This is a genomic window from Corynebacterium ureicelerivorans, assembly GCF_000747315.1.
In the GTDB taxonomy this organism is placed as follows: Bacteria; Actinomycetota; Actinomycetes; order Mycobacteriales; family Mycobacteriaceae; genus Corynebacterium; species Corynebacterium mucifaciens.
Map to the genome: position 1 here is coordinate 1,710,262 of NZ_CP009215.1, position 17,942 is coordinate 1,728,203.

Genomic DNA, 17,942 nt, shown 5'->3' on the forward strand with positions numbered 1-17,942 from the left:
GGAGGAAGGAAGGCGCGCCGATCCGAGCCGCGCTAGCGCTGGTACAGCTTGTCGATGTCCTCCTGGAACCGCTGAAACACCACGTTGCGCTTGACCTTCATGGTCGGCGTCATCTCGTCGTGCTGCTCCGACAGGTCGCGGTCCAGGATGCGGAACTTCTTAATCGCCTCGGTGCGCGAGACGGTGGCGTTGGCCATGTTCACCGCATCCTGCACCTCCGCGCGAAGTGCCGGGTCCTGGGCGAGCTCGGAGACCTTCTTCGACGCCGGAATGTTGTGGTTCGCCTTCCAGCGCTTCAGCTCCTCCCCGTCCAGGGTGACCAGCACGCCCACGAACGGCTTGCCGTCGCCCACCACGAGCGCGTTGGAGATCAGCGGGTCCTGGCGGATGATCTCCTCCATCGGCCCGGGCGAGATGTTCTTGCCGCCCGCCGTGACAATAAGGTCCTTCTTGCGGCCGGTGATGGAGACGAAGCCTTCCTCGTCCACCTCGCCCAGGTCGCCGGTGTTAAACCACCCGTCGGTGACCGCCTCTTCGGTGGCGGCCTCGTTGCGCCAGTACTTGGAAAAGACGCCGGGGCCGGCGAACTCGATCTCGCCGTCGTCGTTGATGCGCACGCTGTAGCCGTTGACCGGCCGCCCCACGGTGCCGATCTTGTTGGCGTGCGCGTTGTTCACGCACGCCGCGGCGCAGGTCTCGGTCAACCCATAGCCCTCGTAAACAGGCACGCCCATGCCCCGGAAGAAGTGCGACAGATCCGCGCTCATGGCGGACCCGCCGGTAATCCCGTACCAGACGGAGCCACCCATGGCGTCCTTGAGCTTGGTGTAGACCAGCTTGTCGTAGACAGCGCGCTTCGCCTTCTGCACCCGCGACGGACCCTCCGGGGTGTCCAGCGCCTTCGAGTACTCGATCGCGGCCTTCTCGGCCTCGAGGAACATGCGCTTGCCCACGGCCGAGCCGTCGGCGGCCTTGTTGTACGCGCCCTCGCGCACCTTCTCGAACACGCGCGGCACGCCGACCACCAGGTTGGGGCGCACGCGCTGCAGCTCCACCATCAACGTCGATGTGTCGGACCAGTGCGACTGGGTCGCGCCCGAAATCGTCCACGCCAGGGACACCGCGCGCGCCAGCACGTGCGCTAGCGGCAGGAAGGTGACCATCCGCTGGCCTGGGTAGGACACTCGGCCGATCTCGTTTTCCAGCAGCGCCCAGCACTGGTACGCCCAGTTGCCGTGGGTGATCTCCACGCCTTTGGGTCGCCCGGTCGTGCCCGAGGTGTACACGATAGAGCCCAGGGTTTCGTGGCGGGTGGCGCGGACCCGCTCGTCGACACGCGACTGCTCCACGTCTCGGCCCTCAAACTTGATGGTTTCCACCCCGGCGGCGTTGAACTCGTAGATGTGCTCGAGCTTGGACGGGGAGTCCGCGAACTTCGGCTTGCCCGTCTCGTCCAGCAAAAACGGGCTCATCAGCTGCGTGTGGTCGCGCGTTTCGGTGAAGGCGATCTTCGCGCCGGAGTCCTCCAGGATCCACTGGATCTGGTGCATGGAGGACGACGGGTAGATGGGCACCGACGCGGCGCCGGCAGCCCAGATGGCGAAGTCGAGCAGCGACCACTCGTAGCGCGTGGACGACAAGATGGCCACGCGGTCCCCCGGCTCGATGCCCGCGGCGATGAGCCCCTTGGCCACGTCGTAGACCTCCTGCAGGAACTCTGCGGCGGTGACGGACACCCACTCGTAGTTGCGCGGACGGTAGTAGAGCACCAAGTGTGGGCTCTCCTCGCAGGTGCGAATCAGCCTGCTTAGGCACGTGTCCGTGTCGTTGAGCGTGAATCCGAGTTCCGTCGTGTGCGCATCTGAAGGCATGGTGGTCAACACTACCCCAGCGTGCGCTGGCCGGCTTTGGCACAATGCGTGGGGTGACCAACGTGGAACTGCTGCACGCCCTCGCCGAGTCGTACGGCTTTGGCACCTCCTACCGCGCCTCGAACGGGCTGGTCACGGAGCCGCCCGCCGAGTCATTTGTGAAGTTGCTCCGTGCGCTGGGCGTTTCGCTTAGCGACGACCCTTCGGACGAAGAACTCCACTTCCACCTCCACGCCCGCCGGGAGTTTTGGGCCACCCGGCCCCTCCCGCTGTGCGTGGTGGCCACCGAAGGGACCGAAAAACACTTCAACGTGCACGTGCACGACGGGCACTTCGCCCACAGCTGGATCCGGCTGGAAGACGGCTCCTCGCGCGACGCGTACCAGGACGAGAACTGGGCCCCGCCGTTTACCGCTTCCGATGGCGTGGTGTGGGGCGAGGCCACCTTCCACGTACCGGGCGACCTGCCCGCCGGCTACCACGAGCTGCACGTAGAGTCCGACAACTTGGACGAGGTCTGCCCGCTGATCGTGGTGCCGGCCGCGCTTTCCACCAACGCGGAGGTAGTCTGGGACCCGGTGTGGGGTGTGATGGCGCAACTGTACTCCGTGCGCTCGCTGGACTCGTGGGGCATCGGCGACTTCCACGACCTCGGGGCAATCGCCGAGGCAGTGGCGGCCGAGGGCGCCGATTACTTGTTGATCAACCCCGTGCACGCCGCCGAGCCGGTCCCGCCTATCGAGGACTCCCCGTACCTTCCCACCTCCCGCCGGTTTGTTAACCCCATCTACATCGCCGTGGAGCAGGTCCCTGAATTCGCCATGTTGGACGATAAGGACCGGGAGGACGTGGCGGAGCTCGCAGCGGAGCTCAAGGCGATGAACCACACCGCGGAGCCGCTCCAGCGCAACCGGATCTACGCCGCGAAGCTGGCGGTACTGCGCACGCTGTTTTATCTTGCTGCCGCGGACGACGCACGCACCCGGGACTTCGAGCTGTTTTGCCTTGACGAGGGCGAAGGGCTCGAGCAGTTCGCGCAGTGGTGCGCGGCGCAGGCCTCCGAGTCGGAGCACCACGGCGCACCGAAACACGCCGGCGAAGACCCCCAGGAGCTGGTGCAGTTTTACATGTGGCTGCAGTTCATCGCCGACGAGCAGCGCCGCGTGGCGCAGGAACGCGCCCTGGCGGCGGGTATGCGGCTGGGCATCATGACCGATCTGGCCGTGGGCATCCACCCCGGCGGCGCGGACGCGGCCACCCTGCACGAGGTGCTCGTGCCCGACGCATCTGTGGGCGCGCCGCCGGACCAGTACTCCCAGCAAGGCCAAGACTGGTCCCAGCCGCCGTGGAACCCGCAGCAGCTGGCGGAGGCCGGGTACGGGCCGTGGCGCGACCTGCTGCGCACCGTCTTGCGCCACTCCGGCGGCATCCGCGTGGACCATGTCCTGGGGCTGTTCCGCCTGTTTTGGCTGCCGCGCATGGACACGCCGATGCACGGCGCGTACATGAACTACGACTTCGAGGCCATGGTCGGCGTGCTCGTGCTGGAGGCGCAGCGCGCCGGCGCCGTGGTGGTCGGCGAAGACCTGGGCACGTTCGAGCCGTGGGTACAAGACGTGCTGCGGGATAAAGGCATCTTGGGCACGTCCGTGCTGTGGTTCGAATCGGTGCCGCCGGAAGTGCCGCGCCCGTCGCAGCAGTACCGCAACCTGGCACTGACGGCGGTGGGCACCCACGACCTGCCGCCGACGGCGGGATACTTAGAGGGCGCGCACAACGAGTTGCGCCACGAACTTGGCCTGGTCGCGGAGACGCTCGAGGAGCTCAACGCGTCCGACGCAGTGTGGATCTGCCAGGTGCTCGCCGCGGCCCAAGCCGAGGGCGCCTTCGACGGCACGCCGCTCGCGGAGGCGGACTTCCTCGACCGCGACCTCGGCGAATACGACGACGTGGCCACCCTGGTGGAGGGCCTGACCAGGTTCGTCGCGTCCACCCCGTCCGCGATGACCTGCACAAACTTGGTGGACATGGTGGGCGACACCCGCATCCAAAACCAGCCGGGCACCAATAGCGAGATGTACCCCAACTGGCGCATCCCGCTTTGCGACACCTCCGGCACCCCCGTGCTCATCGAAGACCTGCCCGACGAGCCGCTGTTCAGACGCATCGCCGCCGCAAGCACTCGCTAGAGAGCACCCACCACTGCAGCGACGATGACCAGCGCGATGAGCACCCACATCACCTGGGTCACCCGCGACTGCGGGTACTTGCGCTGCGGCTTAGGCAGCTTCTGGTCCTGCTTACGCAGCTCTTCGGGGTTCGCCATGGGGCACAAGCCTAGCCGGATGCGTCAACGGCGGGAAACGCGACGGGCAATCGCGTCGATGCCGCGCACCAGCGCGTAACCGGCAGCGCCGCATGCAGGGGCCGCGGCGGCGAGGATCACCAGCACCTGCAACCAGGGGCTCAACCCCATCAGCCAACTCATTGGACGGGTGAAGGCTCGTCGGTCACAGAGTCCGTCGCAGTGCCCGCCAGCCCGCGGCGCTGCAGCAGCGGGCGGGTGTCTTTGTCGCGGCCGCGGAACGCGCGGTAGGCCTCCGCGTAGTCGCGCGAGGCACCCTTGGACAGGATGGCCTCCCGGAACTTCGCGCCGGTGGCGCGGTTAATGCCCTCCTCGGCCACCAGCTGGTAGCCGTCCGCGTCCAGCGCCTCAGCCCACAGGTACGAGTAGTAGCCGGCCGAGTAGCCGCCGGCGAAGATGTGGTTGAACCAGGTGGAGCGGTAGCGCGGCTCTAACCCGTCCACGTCGAGGCCGTACTGCCGCAGCACGGATTCCTCGAAAGCCGAGATGTCCGAAGGGATCTCGTCGTCAAGCGAGTGCCACGCGAGATCGATGGCGCTCGCCGCGAGGTACTCGGCAGTGGAGAAGCCCTGCCCGAACTGGCGCGATGCCTCCAGCGCCTCCAGCAGCGGGCGCGGGATGACCTCGCCGGTGTCCACGTGGCGGGCGTAGTTGCGCGCGATTTCGGGGGCAAACGCGTAGTTCTCGTTGATCTGGGAGGGAAACTCCACCCAGTCGCGCGGCACGTTAGTGCCGGAGTGGGACGGATAGCGCACATCGGAGAGCAGCCCGTGCAGGGCGTGGCCGAACTCGTGGAAGACGGTGGTGACCTCGTCGATGGTGAGCAGGTTGGAATTGACCGACATCACGTTGACCACCACCGGCTTGGTTCCCGCAAGGTGGGACTGGTCCACGAACGAGCTCATCCACGCGCCGCCGCGCTTGGACGGGCGGGCGTTGTAGTCCGTCAGCAGCAGGCCGATGCCCGTACCGTCTTCCTCTTTCACCTCCCACACGTCCACGTCGTCGCGGTAACCGGCAAGGTCGCCGCGCTTTACCACCGTGATGCCGTAGAGCAGGTTCGCGGCGTAAAACACGCCGTCGGTGAGCACCTGCTCGAGCGGGAAGTACTTGCGCAGCTCCGCCTCGTCGATGCCGAGCTCTTCCTCGCGGCGCTTTGCCTGCCAGTACGGCCAATCTGCGCCGCCCAGCTCCTGGCCCGCGAGCTCGCCGGCGAGTTTGCGCTCCGCCTCGGCGTTGGCGGCTGCCGCGGGAGCGAGATCCGCGATGAGCTGCCGCGCGGCCGCCGCTGTGCCCGCGGTTTCTTCGGCGATGACGTAATCCGCGTGGGTGTCGAAGCCGAGCAGCTTCGCCCGCTCCTGGCGCAGCCGTACAGATTCGAGCACGATGTCGCGGTTGGATTCCCGGCCGCGGGCGCGGGATGCGTCGAAAAGCTTGTGGCGCGACGCAGACACCTCGAGCTCCGCCTGCAGGGCCTGCGTGGTCGGCAGCTCGATGGGCACGACGTAGCGTCCGTCCTGCTCGTAGGCGGCGAGCTGGTCTTCCGACAGCCCGGCGAGCTCCTCGCGCTCGAACGCCACCGCCAGCGCCTTGGTGTCAGTGAGCAGGTTGCGCCCGAAGCGCTCCGAAAGCTCGGAGAGGCGCTGGTTGATCTCCTGCAGGCGGGACTTGCCGGCCGCGTCTAGGTCGGCGCCGCGGCGGGTGAAGCGCCGCGTTAACTCGCCGTGAAGCCGCTGCGATTCCTCGTCAGCCGGCACCTGGACCGCTTTGATGCGCTGGTAGAGCTCGTCGTTTTGGTAGACCGAGTCCACGTGCGCGGAGAGCCGGGGCACGATGCGGTCGGCCACCGCGTCGAACTCCTCGGTGGCGTCGGTGCCCTGCAGGTTGAAAAACCAGGCCATCACCCGGTCCAGGTCCGCGCCCGCGAGTTCGAACGCCTCCACCGTGTTCTCCCACGTCGGCTCCGCCGCGGTGGTGATCTCCGCGATCTCGGCCGCGTGCCGCTGCAGCGCCACGTCAAAGGCGGGCTCCACGTGCTCGAGCCGGATGTTGGCGAAATCCGGCAGGTTGTACGGCAGGGTCGAGGGGGTGAGGAGCGGGTTTGTCATGGCGGACAGTGTAGGCGGTTACGCTTTGCCCATGGGCGATACCGACATCACTTGCGCGGCCGGCACGATCCGCGGCCGCACGCGCGGCGGGGTGCGCGAGTTCGCGTCCGTGCCCTACCTCGCGCCAGCCGGCGCGTTCGACGACCCCGTGCCGCTGGAGCAGGGCATGCGTATCGACGCCACCGCGCCGCACCCGAACGCCCTCTCCCTGATCACCCCGCTCGGTGCGCGACCCGGCGCGGATTGCCCGGTGGTGGTGTGGTTGACTGCCCCGGCCGGGCAGGACCTGGACACCGTCAGCTTTGTGCACGTGCACGTTCCCCACCGCACCGGGTTTGAGGGCTTCCTCCCCTTCCCCGCGGACCCCATCGCGCGCTTTCGCGGCGTAGCGGATACGGCTGTGGCCCTTTCCTGGATCCAACGCAACATCGAGGCGTTCGGCGGCGACCCCACCAACGTCACCGTGGCCGGCGCGGGCGCAGACGCTGCGGTGGCGCTTTGGCTGTGCCGGCGCGACCACTACGCCGGCGAGTTCCGCCGCGCGTGGGCGGCAGACCCGGTCTTTCCCCGCGCGCCCTACGCCAAGCGGAAGTGGGCGGTGCGCGCCCTCCTGTCCGCTCCGCTGACGCGCGCGAAGCTCAACGAGCTGGCAGAAAACACACCAGGCCGGGTGGAGCGAAGCTACCGTCGATACGCGAGCGTCTTCGGCCCGCTTGGCCCGCACCGTTGGGACGACGCCGAGCTGGCAGACCTCGTGGACATCCGCGTCGCGGATGGGTTCGACGCCCGGGAGATCGCGCGGTTTGCCCGCTAGTTGTTCAGGTTGCCCTTGAAGGTGACGTTGCCGATGGTGAACTCCGCGTCCCAGAGCTCACCGGTGGACACATCGAACGGGTACTTCGCGTTCACGGTCGCCCCCGGGCCGAGCGGGCGGTCGAGGCCCACGACGTCGACGCCGGCATCTTCGCCGTCGAGATGGAACTCCGCGTCCTTCATGTCCGGCTTGGAGCTGCTGTTGGCGTTGTAACGTAGCTTGGGCGTCAACGCGTCCGCGGGCAGGGGCGCGTCCGACTCGTTGGTGATCGCCACCACGACGATCGCGCCGCCGTCCGCCGAATAGGCCGTTCCCTGCCACTTGTAGGACAGCTCCATGGCCGGGTCCTCGACGCGCTCGCCGTTCGTCTTGTCGCTTTCCACCGGATCGACCTCTTCGACCTCGAAGGTCTTGCGCTGCACGCCGATGCGGTCGTCGGCCTGGCCCTGGGGCGCGTCCTCCGCCGCGGTGACTTGCGTGGAGCTGACCGTGTCCTGCGCCGCCTCATCGTCCGCGCACGCGGTGAGCATCAGCGTGGCGGCGATGGCTGCTGCGACAAGCGTGGCGCCTTGCGCGCGGCGGGTGCGGTGGGACATGGGTGCCTCGTTTTCTCGCGGGGTTGTTGAACGTTCTGCACCACTGTACAGCCCGGGTAGTGTGTCGAAATTATGCAGTCTTTGATGCGTGTCGCCCGCAGCGCTTCCGCCCTCTGGCCGTACTACGTCGCCGTGGTGGTGGTGTCCTCCCTGGTGGCGGCACTGGGGTTGGTGTCGCCGTTTCTGATCAGGGAAGCGACGGACACGATCGTGGCAACGCTTGGCGACGCCTCGCTGCCCGACCCGACCCGCACCGTCATCTGGCTGGCCATTGCGCTGTTCGCCGCCGAGGCGTCCGCGTCGCTGCTGCGCAACGTGTCCGGCTACTTGGGCGACGTGATGGTCGCGCGCATCCGCCAGATCCTGTCCACGCGCTACTTTGCCAAGCTGCTCGCCCTGCCGCAGCGCTACTACGACAACCAAGTCACCGGCACGATTATCGCGCGGCTGGACCGCTCAATTGCCAACGTGACGCAGTTCGTCCAGTCCTTCACCAACAACTTTTTGCCCATGCTGATCCAAGTGATTGCGATCTTGGGCATCACCGCGTACTACTACTGGCCGCTGACCGTGCTGCTCGCCTTGCTGTTTCCCCTCTACACGTGGCTGACCGCGCTGACGTCCAAGCGGTGGCAGGTATTTGAGAAGGAGAAGAACGCCAACATCGACGAAGGCAACGGGCGCTTCGCCGAGGTGGTGGGGCAGGTGAAGGTGACCAAGTCCTACGGCGCTGAGGTGCGCGAGCTGGAAAAGCTCGGCCGCCACTACACCAACACCGTGGAGATCACCCGCCCCCAGTCGCGCTGGTGGCACTCCATGGACACCGCCCGCGGCGTTGCCATGAACCTCATTTTCCTGGCCATCTACCTCATCCTGTTCACCCGCACCCTGGACGGGCACTTCACCGTCGGAGAGATGGTGATGTTGATCCAGATGGTCACCATGGCCCGCCAGCCGGTGACCATGATGAGCTGGATCGTGGACTCAGCCCAGCGCGCCATCGCCGGCTCGCGCGACTACTTCCAGGTCATGGACGAGCCTGTGGAGCCCACCGCGAACCGCCAGCTGGTGGCGGCGACGCGCGCCTCGGGCGCGCCGGAGCTCGAGCCCGCCCAGCATGCGCCGCTCGCCGTGCGCGAGCCGGTGGTCGCCTTCGACGGCGTCACCTTCGAGTACCTCCCCGGCGAGCCCGTGCTCCACAACGTCAGCTTCACGGCCCACGAAGGCGAGAAGATCGCCCTAGTCGGCGAATCCGGCGGCGGCAAGTCCACGATTGTGAACCTGCTGCTGGGCCTCTACCCCATCACGCAGGGGCAGCTGCGCGTGTGCGGCGAGGAGATCGGCGAGCTGGAGGTGGAGAAGCTGCGCGCCACCACAGGCGTGGTGTTCCAGGAGGCCGCGCTGTTTTCCGGTTCCGTGTTTGAAAACATCGCCTACGGCAAGCCGCACGCGACGCTGGAAGAGGTCGTGGAGGTGGCCAAGCGCGCCAACGCCCACGACTTCATCATGAAGTTCACCGACGGGTACGACACCGTCATCGGCGAGCGGGGCCTTCGCCTGTCCGGCGGGCAGCGCCAGCGGGTGGCCGTTGCCCGCGCGATGCTGAAGGACGCGCCGCTGCTCATCCTCGACGAGGCCACGTCCGCTCTGGACACCAAGGCCGAGCGAGCCGTGCAGGCCGGCCTGGACAAGCTGATGGTCGGGCGCACCACGATCATGATCGCGCACCGGTTGTCCACCATCGCGGGCGTGGACACGATCATCACGCTGCGCGACGGCCGCGTCGACGAAATCGGCTCGCCCGATGAGCTCGCCGTCTCCGGCGGCATCTACTCGGAGCTGTTGCGCCTGACCGCGTCGTCCTCCGCCGCAGACCGGGCGCGGCTCAAGGCATTCGGCTTCCACGTCGAGGGCGCAGAGAGTGAAGACGGCGAGTGAAGACGGCGAGGAGTAGGCATGAGCACCCCGCGTGGCTACCGTAGAAGCCATGCAATTCCCCGACCTGCCAACCCTGCAAGCCCGCGGCACGCGGAAGTGGACACAGTTCGACACTGACGTCCTGCCCCTCTTCATCGCGGAGAGCGACTTCCCCACCGCGCCTGCCGTCAAGCAAGCGATCGTGGACGCCGCCGAGCGCGAGATGTTCGGCTACACCCCCGCACCGCACGCGCACCGCTTGGGCGAGTCCGTGTCCGACTTCTACGCCGAGCGGTACGGCTGGCGCCCGGACCCGGCCAAAGTCTTCCCGGTCGCGGACGTCGTGCGCGGCGTGATGCTGGCCATCCAGTACCTCACCGAGGGCGATGTTGTGGTGCCGGTGCCCGCCTACTTCCCGTTCTTAGACGTTGCGCAGGTAGCGGGGCGGACGCGTATCGACGTCAGCTCCGCCGGGGGCCTCGATCTGGACGAGGTGGAGGCCGCATTCCAAAACGGCGCGGGCAGCATCATCGTGACCAACCCGTTCAACCCAGGCGGCTACGTGTTCACCAAGGCGCAGCTGGACGAGCTCTGCGCGCTGGCGCGCAGGTACAACGCTCGCGTCATCGCGGACGAGATCCACGCCCCGCTGGTCTACGAGGGCTCGCACGTCTGCGCGGCGGCGAACAACCCGGACGTGTGCATCACGGTCACGGCGACGTCGAAAGCCTGGAATGTGGCGGGCCTGAAGTGCGCGCAGCTGATCCTCTCCAACGACGAGGACGTGCAGGCGTGGAACGCGGTCTCCCCGGTGGCGAAGGACGGGGTGGGCACGCTCGGCATCGTGGCTGCCGAGGCCTGCTACGACCACGGCCGCGAGTTTTTAGACGAAGAGGTCGCCCAGCTGAAGGCCAACCGCGACTGGCTGGTGGAGCACCTGCCTAAGGCGGTGCCGGGCATCGAGATCGAGGTGCCGCAGGCGACCTACCTGATGTTCTTGAACTTCAAGGGCACGAAGCTCGACACCGAAAAGCCGGCCGCGTGGCTTCGCGGCCACGCGAAGGTGGCCATGAACGAGGGGGTGGATTTCGGCCCCGGCGGCGAGCACCGCGCGCGGATGAACTTCGCCACCAGCCCGGAGATCCTCGAAGAGGCGGTGCGGCGCATCGGCGACGCGGTCGAATCACTCTGACGTTTCACTTTATGAAACCTAGTTCCCATCAGGCGATAGGCTGGTTTATGCTGTAGGCCATTTCAACCTGTCAAGAGAGGTCTACCAATGGGTTCCACAGCGGTTTCACAGCCGGCGTCGCCGGGAAAGGGCGGGGGGTCGAAGCGGTCGAATAGCGCGATCATCGTCACCGCCCTCGCACTGTTTTCCATGTTCTTCGGCGCGGGCAACCTCATTTTCCCGCCCATGCTGGCCGTGGAGGCGGGCGACAACTTCTGGCCCGCGCTGATCGGCTTCCTCCTCACCGCCTCCCTGCTACCAGTGCTCGCCGTGATCGCCATCGCGCTGTCCGGCTCGAACCTGCGCGACCTGGCCCAGCGCGCCGGCACCGCATTTGGCGTGGTCTTCCCCGTCATGGCGTATCTATCCATCGGCGCGTTCTACGCCCTGCCCCGCACAGGCGCGGTGTCCTTTGAAACCGCGGTGACCCCGCTGTTCGGCCTCGACTCCTTTGGGGCATCCGCCATCTTCAACGTGCTGTTCTTCGGCATCGCGCTGGTGTTGAGCTGGAACCCGACCACCATCATGGAGAAGCTGGGCAAATTCCTCACCCCCGCCCTGCTCGTGCTGCTGGTGGCGATGATCTCGGTGGCCGCCTTCCGCTGGACCGCCGAGCCCGCAACCCCGAACGCGCCGTACGACGACGGCCCGCTAACTGCCGGCCTGCTCGAGGGCTATCTCACCATGGATTCCATCGCGGCGCTCGCGTTTTCCATCGTGGTCATCTCCACCCTGCGCCACCGCGGCTTCAACGAGGGCAAGGAACTCGTCGGCGGCACCATCGCAGCCGGCGTCGGGGCCGGCATCATGCTGGGCCTGGTCTACGTCGGGCTAGGCCTCATCGGCCGCGTCATGCCGGGCGCAGCCAACTTTGACAACGGCGCCGGCTTGCTGGCAGAGGCCGCAAACCTCACCATGGGCGGCGCCGGCCAGGCTGTCTTTTCCGCCATCGTGCTCCTGGCCTGCCTCACCACCGCGGTCGGCCTGATCACCGCAACCGCCGAGTACTTCTCCGAGCAGTTCCCCGGCGCCTACCACGTCTGGGCCGTCGTCTTCGCCGTGGCCTCCATGATCATGGCCACCCAGGGCCTGGAGTTTGTCATGACCATCGCCGCGCCCGTGATCGGCTTCCTCTACCCGCCGGCGATCACCCTGATCGCGCTCACGCTCATCGAGCCGGCCTTCCGGGCACGCACCCGCTTCAGCTGGGCGTTCTTCGTCCCGCTGTGGGTTTCCGTGGTGTGGTCCGCCATCGAGACGCTCATCTCGCTGGAATGGGGGGCGGACGCGCTCACCCCGATCGTCCAGTGGGCGCCGATGTTCGAAGACGGCCTGGGCTGGATCGTGCCGGTCGTCGTCGCGTTCCTCATCGGCCTGGTCATCGACTTTGCCCGCCCGAAGCCCGCCATGATCCCGGGCACGATGGAATCCGTGGAGGGCGAAGACCTGTCCGCCGAGGGCGACGCCGTGCCGGTTCTGCAGGCGAAGGACTGACATCGGCGAAGCGGTCGTCGCTAAGCAAACGGCGTACGGTGGGGCGCATGAACGCCCCACTTTCGCTTATCGACTTCTGCATCCGCTACCCCGACGAGACCATCGGCGAAGCGATGCAGCGCTCCGTGGCCTTCGCCCAGCAGGCGGAAGCCCTCGGGTACGAACGCATCTGGTACTCCGAGCACCACAACATGTCCACCATCGTCTCGTCCGCCCCCGCTGTGCTGATCGCGCACATTGGCGCGAAGACGAGCCGCATCCGCTTGGGCTCCGGCGGTGTCATGCTGCCCAACCACTCCCCCTACGTCATCGCCGAGCAGTTCGGCATGCTGGAGGAGCTCTACCCCGGCCGCATCGACCTCGGCCTTGGCCGCGCGCCCGGCACCGACCAGCAGACCCTCGGTCGTGCCCTGCGGCGCGACCCGCGCGCCGCCGAGAACTTCCCGCAGGACGTGCAGGAACTGCAGGCCTGGCTGTCCAACACCTCGCCCCTGCCGGGCGTGACCGCCGTGCCGGGCTTTAACACCAACGTGCCGCTGATCATCCTCGGCTCCTCCATGTTCGGCGCCTCCCTGGCCGCGCAGCTGGGCTTGCCGTACGCCTTTGCTTCGCACTTCGCGCCGCAGCACTTAGAGCAGGCCACCGCCTACTACCGGGACAACTACCAGCCGTCCGAGAACCACCCCGAGCCGTACTGCATCGCCGCGGTGAACGTGACCGCCGCGGACACCGAAGAGGACGCGAAGCGCCAGACCACCGTCGTGCACCGCAACCGCGTCCGCGCCTTCATGGGCCGCCAGGGCAAGCAGCTCAGCGACGACCAGCTGGACACCGTGGTCAACTCCTACCAGGGCCGCCAGATCACGGACATGTTGCGCTATACCGCCGAAGGCACCGGCGAGCAGGTGGCGGAGTATTTGGAGAACTTCCGCGCCACCGCCCAGGCTGACGAGCTGATGATCTCCCTGCAGGCCGGCAGCCACGAAGAGACGGGCCGCTCTATGGAGATCCTCGCCGAGGCCTGGAACTAGCCGCGGATTGCTGCCCCTCGGATTCAAGGTGGGGCCGCGCGTCCAGTAGTCTCACGGCATGCATGTCCGGACACTGGCGGCAGCTGCCGCCTTGGCCCTTCCTCTGGCCGCATGTAGTCAGACCGACGACCGCGATTCCGTCGTCGTGGCGGCGTCCGCAGCCCCCGCAGGTTTGGACTTCACCACCACCGGCGGCGCGGCCGCGCCCCAGGCGCTGGTCGGCAACGTCTACGAAACGCTGGTGCGTATCGACGCCTCCGGCACGCCCGAGCCCTTCCTCGCCCGCAGCTGGGACCGCGACGGCGGCGCCTTTACCTTCCACCTGCGCGACGACGTCACCTTCGCCAACGGCAAACCGTTCACCGCGGACGACGCCGCGTTTTCCATCCACTACGTGCAAGACGAGTGGACGAACGGGCTGAAGGCCCAGATGGCGCCCGTGAGCGGCGTGGAGGTGCTCGACGAACACACGTTGCGCGTGCGCGTTGACGGCGGGACGGCGGCCGAGGACGCGTGGCTGTGGTCCATGGGCACGCTCACCGGCGCGATGATGACGCCGGACGGCGTGGACGACCTCGCCACCGCGCCGCTGGGTACCGGCCCGTACACCGTGCAGCGCTTCGACGTGGGCGAACAGATCCAGTTCGCGGCGCGCGAGGACTACTGGGGCGGGCCCGTTGCCCGCGACGCGGCCATCCGCTACTTCGACGACCCGGTCTCCGCCGTCAACGCCCTGCGCGTCGGCGACGCAGACGTAGTGTGGGCGATGCAGGCGCCGCAGCTGATTCAGACGCTGCCTCAGGACATCCGCGTCGAGGTGGGCACCACCAACGGCGAGGTGTTGCTCTCCATGAACAACCAGCGCGCCCCGTTCGACGACCCGGACGTACGCCGCGCTGTGGCCTACGCCGTGGACCGGAAGGCTATCAACGAGGTGGTCTACAACGGGCTCGCCACGGATACCGGCGGGGTGCCGGTGCCGCCGACAGACCCGTGGTTCCCCGGCCGCGACTACTACCCCTTCGACCCGGAGAAGGCGCGCGAGTTGCTGGCGGGCCGCACGCCGGACATCACCATCACCGTGCCCAACCTGCCGTACGCGCAGGAGGCAAGTGAGTTGCTGTACTCGCAGCTTCGAGACGTCGGCTTCCGCGTGCGCCTAGAGACGGTTGAGTTCCCCGCTGTCTGGCTGAACCAGGTGCTCAAGGGCCACGACTACCAGTCCTCCCTTGTCGCCCACGTGGAGCCGCGCGACGTGCCCATGCTGTTTGCCGACCCGGACTACTACCTGGGTTACGACAACGCGGCGGTGCGCGAGCAGATTGCCGCCGGCGACATGGCCGGCGCGATCGACCAGATCATGGACGACGCGGCGGCCCTCACCCTGGTCAACGCCCCGAACATCGTGCTCTTCGCGCCCGGCGTGCACGGGCTCGACCCGAACGTGGTCACCGACTCCCTGCGGTTGAACGAGGTGGAGAAATGATCCGCACCGTGGTGAAACACCTGCTGCGCTTTGTACTGCTGCTGGCGGCGGCGAGCGTGATCATCTTCGTCCTGCTGCGCGCGGTCCCCGGCGACCCGGCGCGCGTGACACTGGGCGTTTCCGCCACCGAGGAGGCCGTCGCGGAGCTGACCGCCCGTTTGGGCCTGGACAAGCCGCTGCCGGTGCAGTACGCCGACTGGATCGGTGGGTTGCTCACCGGTGACTTCGGCATCTCGATGGCCTCCGGCAAAGACATCACGGAAACGGTGCTTGAGCGCGCAGGTGTGTCGCTGACGCTGACGCTTGTGGCCATGGCGGTGTCCCTTGCGGTGGCCGTGCCGCTGGGCGTCTACCTGGCGCTGCGCTCCCACTCCCCCGGCGGCGCGGTGGTGGGCGCGCTGTCGCAGGTGGGCATCATTGTCCCGTCGTTTCTGGTTGGTATCGCGCTGGTGGCGCTCTTCTCCGTTCGGCTGGGCTGGTTGCCGGCCAACGGCTGGGGCACGCCCGCGCACGCGGTGCTGCCGGTGGCGTCGCTGGCGCTGGTGCAGGCCTCGATCCTCACGCGCTACGTCGCCGCCGCGGTGCGCGAGGAGATGGGCAGGGATTATGTCCGCACGGGCAGGGCCTTGGGTGCGTCGATAGGCACAGTGCTGTTCTCGTCGGCGCTGCGCAACGCGGCGCTGCCGGTGATCACGGTGGCGGGCGTGCAGCTGGCGTCGCTGGTGGTGGGCGCGGTGGTGATCGAGCGGGTGTTCACCATTCCGGGCTTGGGCACCATGCTTCTCGACGCAGTGGGCAACCGCGACCTGGCCACCGTGCAGACGGTGATGATGCTCCTCGTCGCGTTCACCCTAGTGGTGAACCTCATCGTGGACCTTGCGTACGCGGTGGTGGATCCGCGGATTCGGAGGCAAGCATGAGCTGGCAGCGCACAGTTGGCGCGGCGATTGTCGCCCTCGTGGCCGTCGCGGCGCTCGTGTCCTTGGCGTGGACGCCGTGCGACCCGCTGCAGGCGGACGTCGCCGCGCGGCTGCAGGGCTCCTCGGCCGCGCACTGGATGGGCACGGACCAGTTCGGCCGCGACATCCTCTCGCGCGTGATGGACGGCGCGCGGCTGACGCTCACCGTTGCCGTGGGGGCAGTGGGGATATCCGCCCTGGTGGGCGTGCCACTGGGGATCTGGGCAGGTATGCGGCGCGGGGCCTCGCGCGTGGTGATGGCGGGGGCGGATCTGTTGCTCGCGTTCCCGGCGCTGCTGCTCGCCATCGTGTTCACCGCGGTGTTTGGCGCATCCGTCTGGATTGTGGTGCTGGCCATCGGCATCGCTGGCGTCCCCGGGTTTGTCCGCGTTGCGCGCGCGGGCGCGCTGCAGGTGATGCAGCAGGACTACATCCTCGCCGCGCGGGTGGCCAAGGTGCCCGGGCCGGTGATTGCGCGGCGCCATGTGCTGCCCAACATCTGGCCGATCGTGCTCACCCAGGTCTCAGTCGCGGTCGCGCTGGCCATCTTGGCCGAGGCGGGGCTGTCGTTTTTGGGCCTGGGCGCGCCGGCACCCTACGCGTCCTGGGGGCGCATGCTGCAGGCCTCCCAGCCATACTTAGCCACAACTCCGCACCTCGCGCTGTGGCCGGGCGCGGCGATAGCGCTGACGGTGCTGGGATTCAACTTGTTGGGACACGCTGATGATCGACGTTAAACACCTGACCATCCCCGGCATCCTGGACGACATCACGTTTGCGGTGGGCCCTGGCGAGCGCGTGGGCATCATCGGCGAATCCGGCTCGGGCAAGTCCGTCACGGCGCTTTCCATCATGGGCTTGAGCGATCTGCCGGCCACCGGCTCTATCACCGTCGACGGCACCGAGATGGTGGGCACCCCCGATCGCGTCCGCCGGCGCGTTCGCGGCAGCACGGTGGCGATGGTGTTCCAAGAACCGATGACGGCGCTGGATCCGCTGAAGAAAATCGGCCGGCTTGTGCCCCGCGACCTGCTCCGGGAGGTCGGCGTGGACCGCCCGGGCGCGTACCCGCACGAGCTATCCGGCGGGCAACGCCAGCGCGTGCTCATTGCGTTGGCACTATCGCAGAACCCGGACGTGCTCATTTGCGACGAGCCCACCACCGCGCTGGATGCCATCGTGCAGGCGGAGATCCTGGAGCTACTCGACCGGCTCGTGCGCGAGCGCGGCATGGCACTGCTGTTCATCTCCCACGACCTGGCGGTGGTGCGCCGCATGACCGACCGGGTGCTCGTGTTCCAGGGCGGGCGCATCGTCCCCGGCGACTCTGACTACGCGCTGACGCTGGCCGCTGCGGCCGAGCCAGGACCGCCCGCCGCTCCCCTGCCCCTCGGCGAACCGGTGGTGACGCTCGAGGGCGTGTCCCTGCAGCGCGGGGAGACCCTGGCCGTCGACGACGTCACCCTTACCGTCCGCGCGGGCGAGCGGCTCGCCATCGTAGGCGGGTCCGGCTCCGGCAAGACGTCGCTGCTGCACCTCATCGCCGGGCTGCGCGAGCCGACCAGCGGCGCCGTGCGCGTAGCGGGCGAGGTGCAGATGGTCTTTCAAGACCCGTACTCGTCGCTGGATCCGCGGATGGCCGTGAGGACGTCGATAGCTGAGGCCGGCGTGGATGCCGCCCGCGCCGACGAGGTGTTGGAGCTGGTGGGCCTGGCGGGCACCGGCGAGCGCACGCCGCGGCAGTTTTCCGGCGGGCAGCGCCAGCGCATCTCCATCGCGCGCGCCGCCGCCCCGCGCCCGGGCATTTTGCTTGCCGACGAGCCCGTCTCCGCCCTCGACGCCACCATTCAAGACCATGTGATGGACCTGCTGCGCGACACGGTCGGGACCAACACCTTGATCTTTGTCACCCACGACCTGCGGGTCGCGCGCGAGCTGTGCCCCACTGTGGCGGTGATGCAGCACGGGCGCATCGTCGAGCACGGTACGACCGAGGAGATTTGGGCGGCGCCGCAGCACCCGTACACACGACAGTTGCTCGAGGCTGTGCTGTAAGGCTGTAAGTTGGCG

At 67.7% G+C, this 17,942-nt stretch carries 15 protein-coding genes; 10 read left to right on the top strand and 5 right to left on the bottom strand.

Annotated elements, in window-relative coordinates:
• Positions 1–32: 32 nt before the first annotated feature.
• Positions 33–1,871, bottom strand: a complete 1,839-nt coding sequence (locus tag CUREI_RS08440) for an AMP-dependent synthetase/ligase (RefSeq protein WP_038614286.1) — start codon at positions 1,869–1,871, stop codon at positions 33–35.
• A gap of 53 nt (positions 1,872–1,924) precedes the next feature.
• Between CUREI_RS08440 and malQ the strand changes: the two genes are divergently transcribed.
• Positions 1,925–4,060: a 4-alpha-glucanotransferase gene (malQ, locus tag CUREI_RS08445; RefSeq protein ID WP_038612706.1), complete on the top strand. Its 2,136-nt coding sequence runs from the start codon at positions 1,925–1,927 to the stop codon at positions 4,058–4,060.
• Here malQ and CUREI_RS12505 read toward each other — a convergent pair.
• From CUREI_RS12505 to CUREI_RS08455, 3 genes are read right to left on the bottom strand one after another with little or no spacing between them, the layout of a single operon-like run.
• A complete protein-coding gene (locus CUREI_RS12505; protein WP_038612708.1) occupies positions 4,057–4,197 on the bottom strand; it encodes a hypothetical protein in 141 nt (46 codons plus the stop codon). The two genes, malQ and CUREI_RS12505, sit on opposite strands and share 4 nt — an antisense overlap.
• A 24-nt stretch (positions 4,198–4,221) precedes the next feature.
• On the bottom strand, positions 4,222–4,359 hold the full coding sequence (locus CUREI_RS12455) for a hypothetical protein (protein WP_158407455.1): 138 nt from the start codon (positions 4,357–4,359) through the stop codon (positions 4,222–4,224).
• Positions 4,356–6,344: a M3 family metallopeptidase gene (locus tag CUREI_RS08455; RefSeq protein ID WP_051952297.1), complete on the bottom strand. Its 1,989-nt coding sequence runs from the start codon at positions 6,342–6,344 to the stop codon at positions 4,356–4,358. Before CUREI_RS08455 ends, CUREI_RS12455 begins: the two co-directional genes overlap by 4 nt.
• A gap of 31 nt (positions 6,345–6,375) precedes the next feature.
• On the opposite strand from CUREI_RS08455, the gene CUREI_RS08460 reads away from it, so the two are divergent.
• Complete coding sequence (locus CUREI_RS08460) at positions 6,376–7,158, top strand: carboxylesterase family protein (protein ID WP_158407456.1); 783 nt, start codon at positions 6,376–6,378, stop codon at positions 7,156–7,158.
• On the opposite strand, the gene CUREI_RS08465 is transcribed toward CUREI_RS08460, so the two are convergent.
• A complete protein-coding gene (locus CUREI_RS08465; RefSeq protein WP_038612710.1) occupies positions 7,155–7,754 on the bottom strand; it encodes a hypothetical protein in 600 nt (199 codons plus the stop codon). The two genes, CUREI_RS08460 and CUREI_RS08465, sit on opposite strands and share 4 nt — an antisense overlap.
• Before the next feature lie 72 nt (positions 7,755–7,826).
• On the opposite strand from CUREI_RS08465, the gene CUREI_RS08470 reads away from it, so the two are divergent.
• The 8 genes from CUREI_RS08470 (at position 7,827) to CUREI_RS08505 (ending at position 17,927) form a co-directional block, all read left to right on the top strand.
• Positions 7,827–9,692, top strand: coding sequence for an ABC transporter ATP-binding protein (locus tag CUREI_RS08470; protein WP_038612712.1), 1,866 nt, complete (start codon positions 7,827–7,829; stop codon positions 9,690–9,692).
• Between the two features lie 49 nt (positions 9,693–9,741).
• Positions 9,742–10,863 carry a MalY/PatB family protein gene (locus tag CUREI_RS08475; RefSeq protein ID WP_038612714.1) on the top strand — a complete coding sequence of 374 codons (1,122 nt, stop codon included), beginning with the start codon at positions 9,742–9,744 and terminating at the stop codon, positions 10,861–10,863.
• A gap of 87 nt (positions 10,864–10,950) precedes the next feature.
• On the top strand, positions 10,951–12,396 hold the full coding sequence (gene brnQ, locus CUREI_RS08480; RefSeq protein ID WP_038612716.1) for a branched-chain amino acid transport system II carrier protein: 1,446 nt from the start codon (positions 10,951–10,953) through the stop codon (positions 12,394–12,396).
• A 47-nt stretch (positions 12,397–12,443) separates the two neighbouring features.
• The gene (locus tag CUREI_RS08485; RefSeq protein WP_038612718.1) at positions 12,444–13,427 is read left to right on the top strand and encodes an LLM class flavin-dependent oxidoreductase; all 984 of its coding nucleotides are present in this window, start codon (positions 12,444–12,446) and stop codon (positions 13,425–13,427) included.
• 58 nt (positions 13,428–13,485) lie between these two features.
• A complete protein-coding gene (locus CUREI_RS08490; protein WP_069202895.1) occupies positions 13,486–14,913 on the top strand; it encodes an ABC transporter substrate-binding protein in 1,428 nt (475 codons plus the stop codon).
• Positions 14,910–15,833, top strand: coding sequence for an ABC transporter permease (locus CUREI_RS08495; RefSeq protein WP_038612720.1), 924 nt, complete (start codon positions 14,910–14,912; stop codon positions 15,831–15,833). Before CUREI_RS08490 ends, CUREI_RS08495 begins: the two co-directional genes overlap by 4 nt.
• The gene (locus CUREI_RS08500; RefSeq protein WP_038612722.1) at positions 15,830–16,609 is read left to right on the top strand and encodes an ABC transporter permease; all 780 of its coding nucleotides are present in this window, start codon (positions 15,830–15,832) and stop codon (positions 16,607–16,609) included. Before CUREI_RS08495 ends, CUREI_RS08500 begins: the two co-directional genes overlap by 4 nt.
• Positions 16,596–17,927: an ATP-binding cassette domain-containing protein gene (locus tag CUREI_RS08505; protein WP_038612724.1), complete on the top strand. Its 1,332-nt coding sequence runs from the start codon at positions 16,596–16,598 to the stop codon at positions 17,925–17,927. Before CUREI_RS08500 ends, CUREI_RS08505 begins: the two co-directional genes overlap by 14 nt.
• The last annotated feature ends 15 nt before the right edge of the window (positions 17,928–17,942 follow it).

What these genes read in the sequence shown, in the direction of transcription:
- CUREI_RS08465 (WP_038612710.1), bottom strand. Translation starts at nt 7,754, where the DNA reads ATGTCCCACCGCACCCGCCGCGCGCAAGGCGCCACGCTTGTCGCAGCA.
- CUREI_RS08475 (WP_038612714.1), top strand. Translation starts at nt 9,742, where the DNA reads ATGCAATTCCCCGACCTGCCAACCCTGCAAGCCCGCGGCACGCGGAAG.
- brnQ (WP_038612716.1), top strand. Translation starts at nt 10,951, where the DNA reads ATGGGTTCCACAGCGGTTTCACAGCCGGCGTCGCCGGGAAAGGGCGGG.
- CUREI_RS12505 (WP_038612708.1), bottom strand. Translation starts at nt 4,197, where the DNA reads ATGGCGAACCCCGAAGAGCTGCGTAAGCAGGACCAGAAGCTGCCTAAG.
- CUREI_RS12455 (WP_158407455.1), bottom strand. Translation starts at nt 4,359, where the DNA reads ATGAGTTGGCTGATGGGGTTGAGCCCCTGGTTGCAGGTGCTGGTGATC.
- CUREI_RS08500 (WP_038612722.1), top strand. Translation starts at nt 15,830, where the DNA reads ATGAGCTGGCAGCGCACAGTTGGCGCGGCGATTGTCGCCCTCGTGGCC.
- CUREI_RS08455 (WP_051952297.1), bottom strand. Translation starts at nt 6,344, where the DNA reads ATGACAAACCCGCTCCTCACCCCCTCGACCCTGCCGTACAACCTGCCG.
- CUREI_RS08440 (WP_038614286.1), bottom strand. Translation starts at nt 1,871, where the DNA reads ATGCCTTCAGATGCGCACACGACGGAACTCGGATTCACGCTCAACGAC.
- CUREI_RS08470 (WP_038612712.1), top strand. Translation starts at nt 7,827, where the DNA reads ATGCAGTCTTTGATGCGTGTCGCCCGCAGCGCTTCCGCCCTCTGGCCG.
- CUREI_RS08495 (WP_038612720.1), top strand. Translation starts at nt 14,910, where the DNA reads ATGATCCGCACCGTGGTGAAACACCTGCTGCGCTTTGTACTGCTGCTG.
- CUREI_RS08505 (WP_038612724.1), top strand. Translation starts at nt 16,596, where the DNA reads ATGATCGACGTTAAACACCTGACCATCCCCGGCATCCTGGACGACATC.
- CUREI_RS08490 (WP_069202895.1), top strand. Translation starts at nt 13,486, where the DNA reads ATGCATGTCCGGACACTGGCGGCAGCTGCCGCCTTGGCCCTTCCTCTG.
- CUREI_RS08460 (WP_158407456.1), top strand. Translation starts at nt 6,376, where the DNA reads ATGGGCGATACCGACATCACTTGCGCGGCCGGCACGATCCGCGGCCGC.
- CUREI_RS08485 (WP_038612718.1), top strand. Translation starts at nt 12,444, where the DNA reads ATGAACGCCCCACTTTCGCTTATCGACTTCTGCATCCGCTACCCCGAC.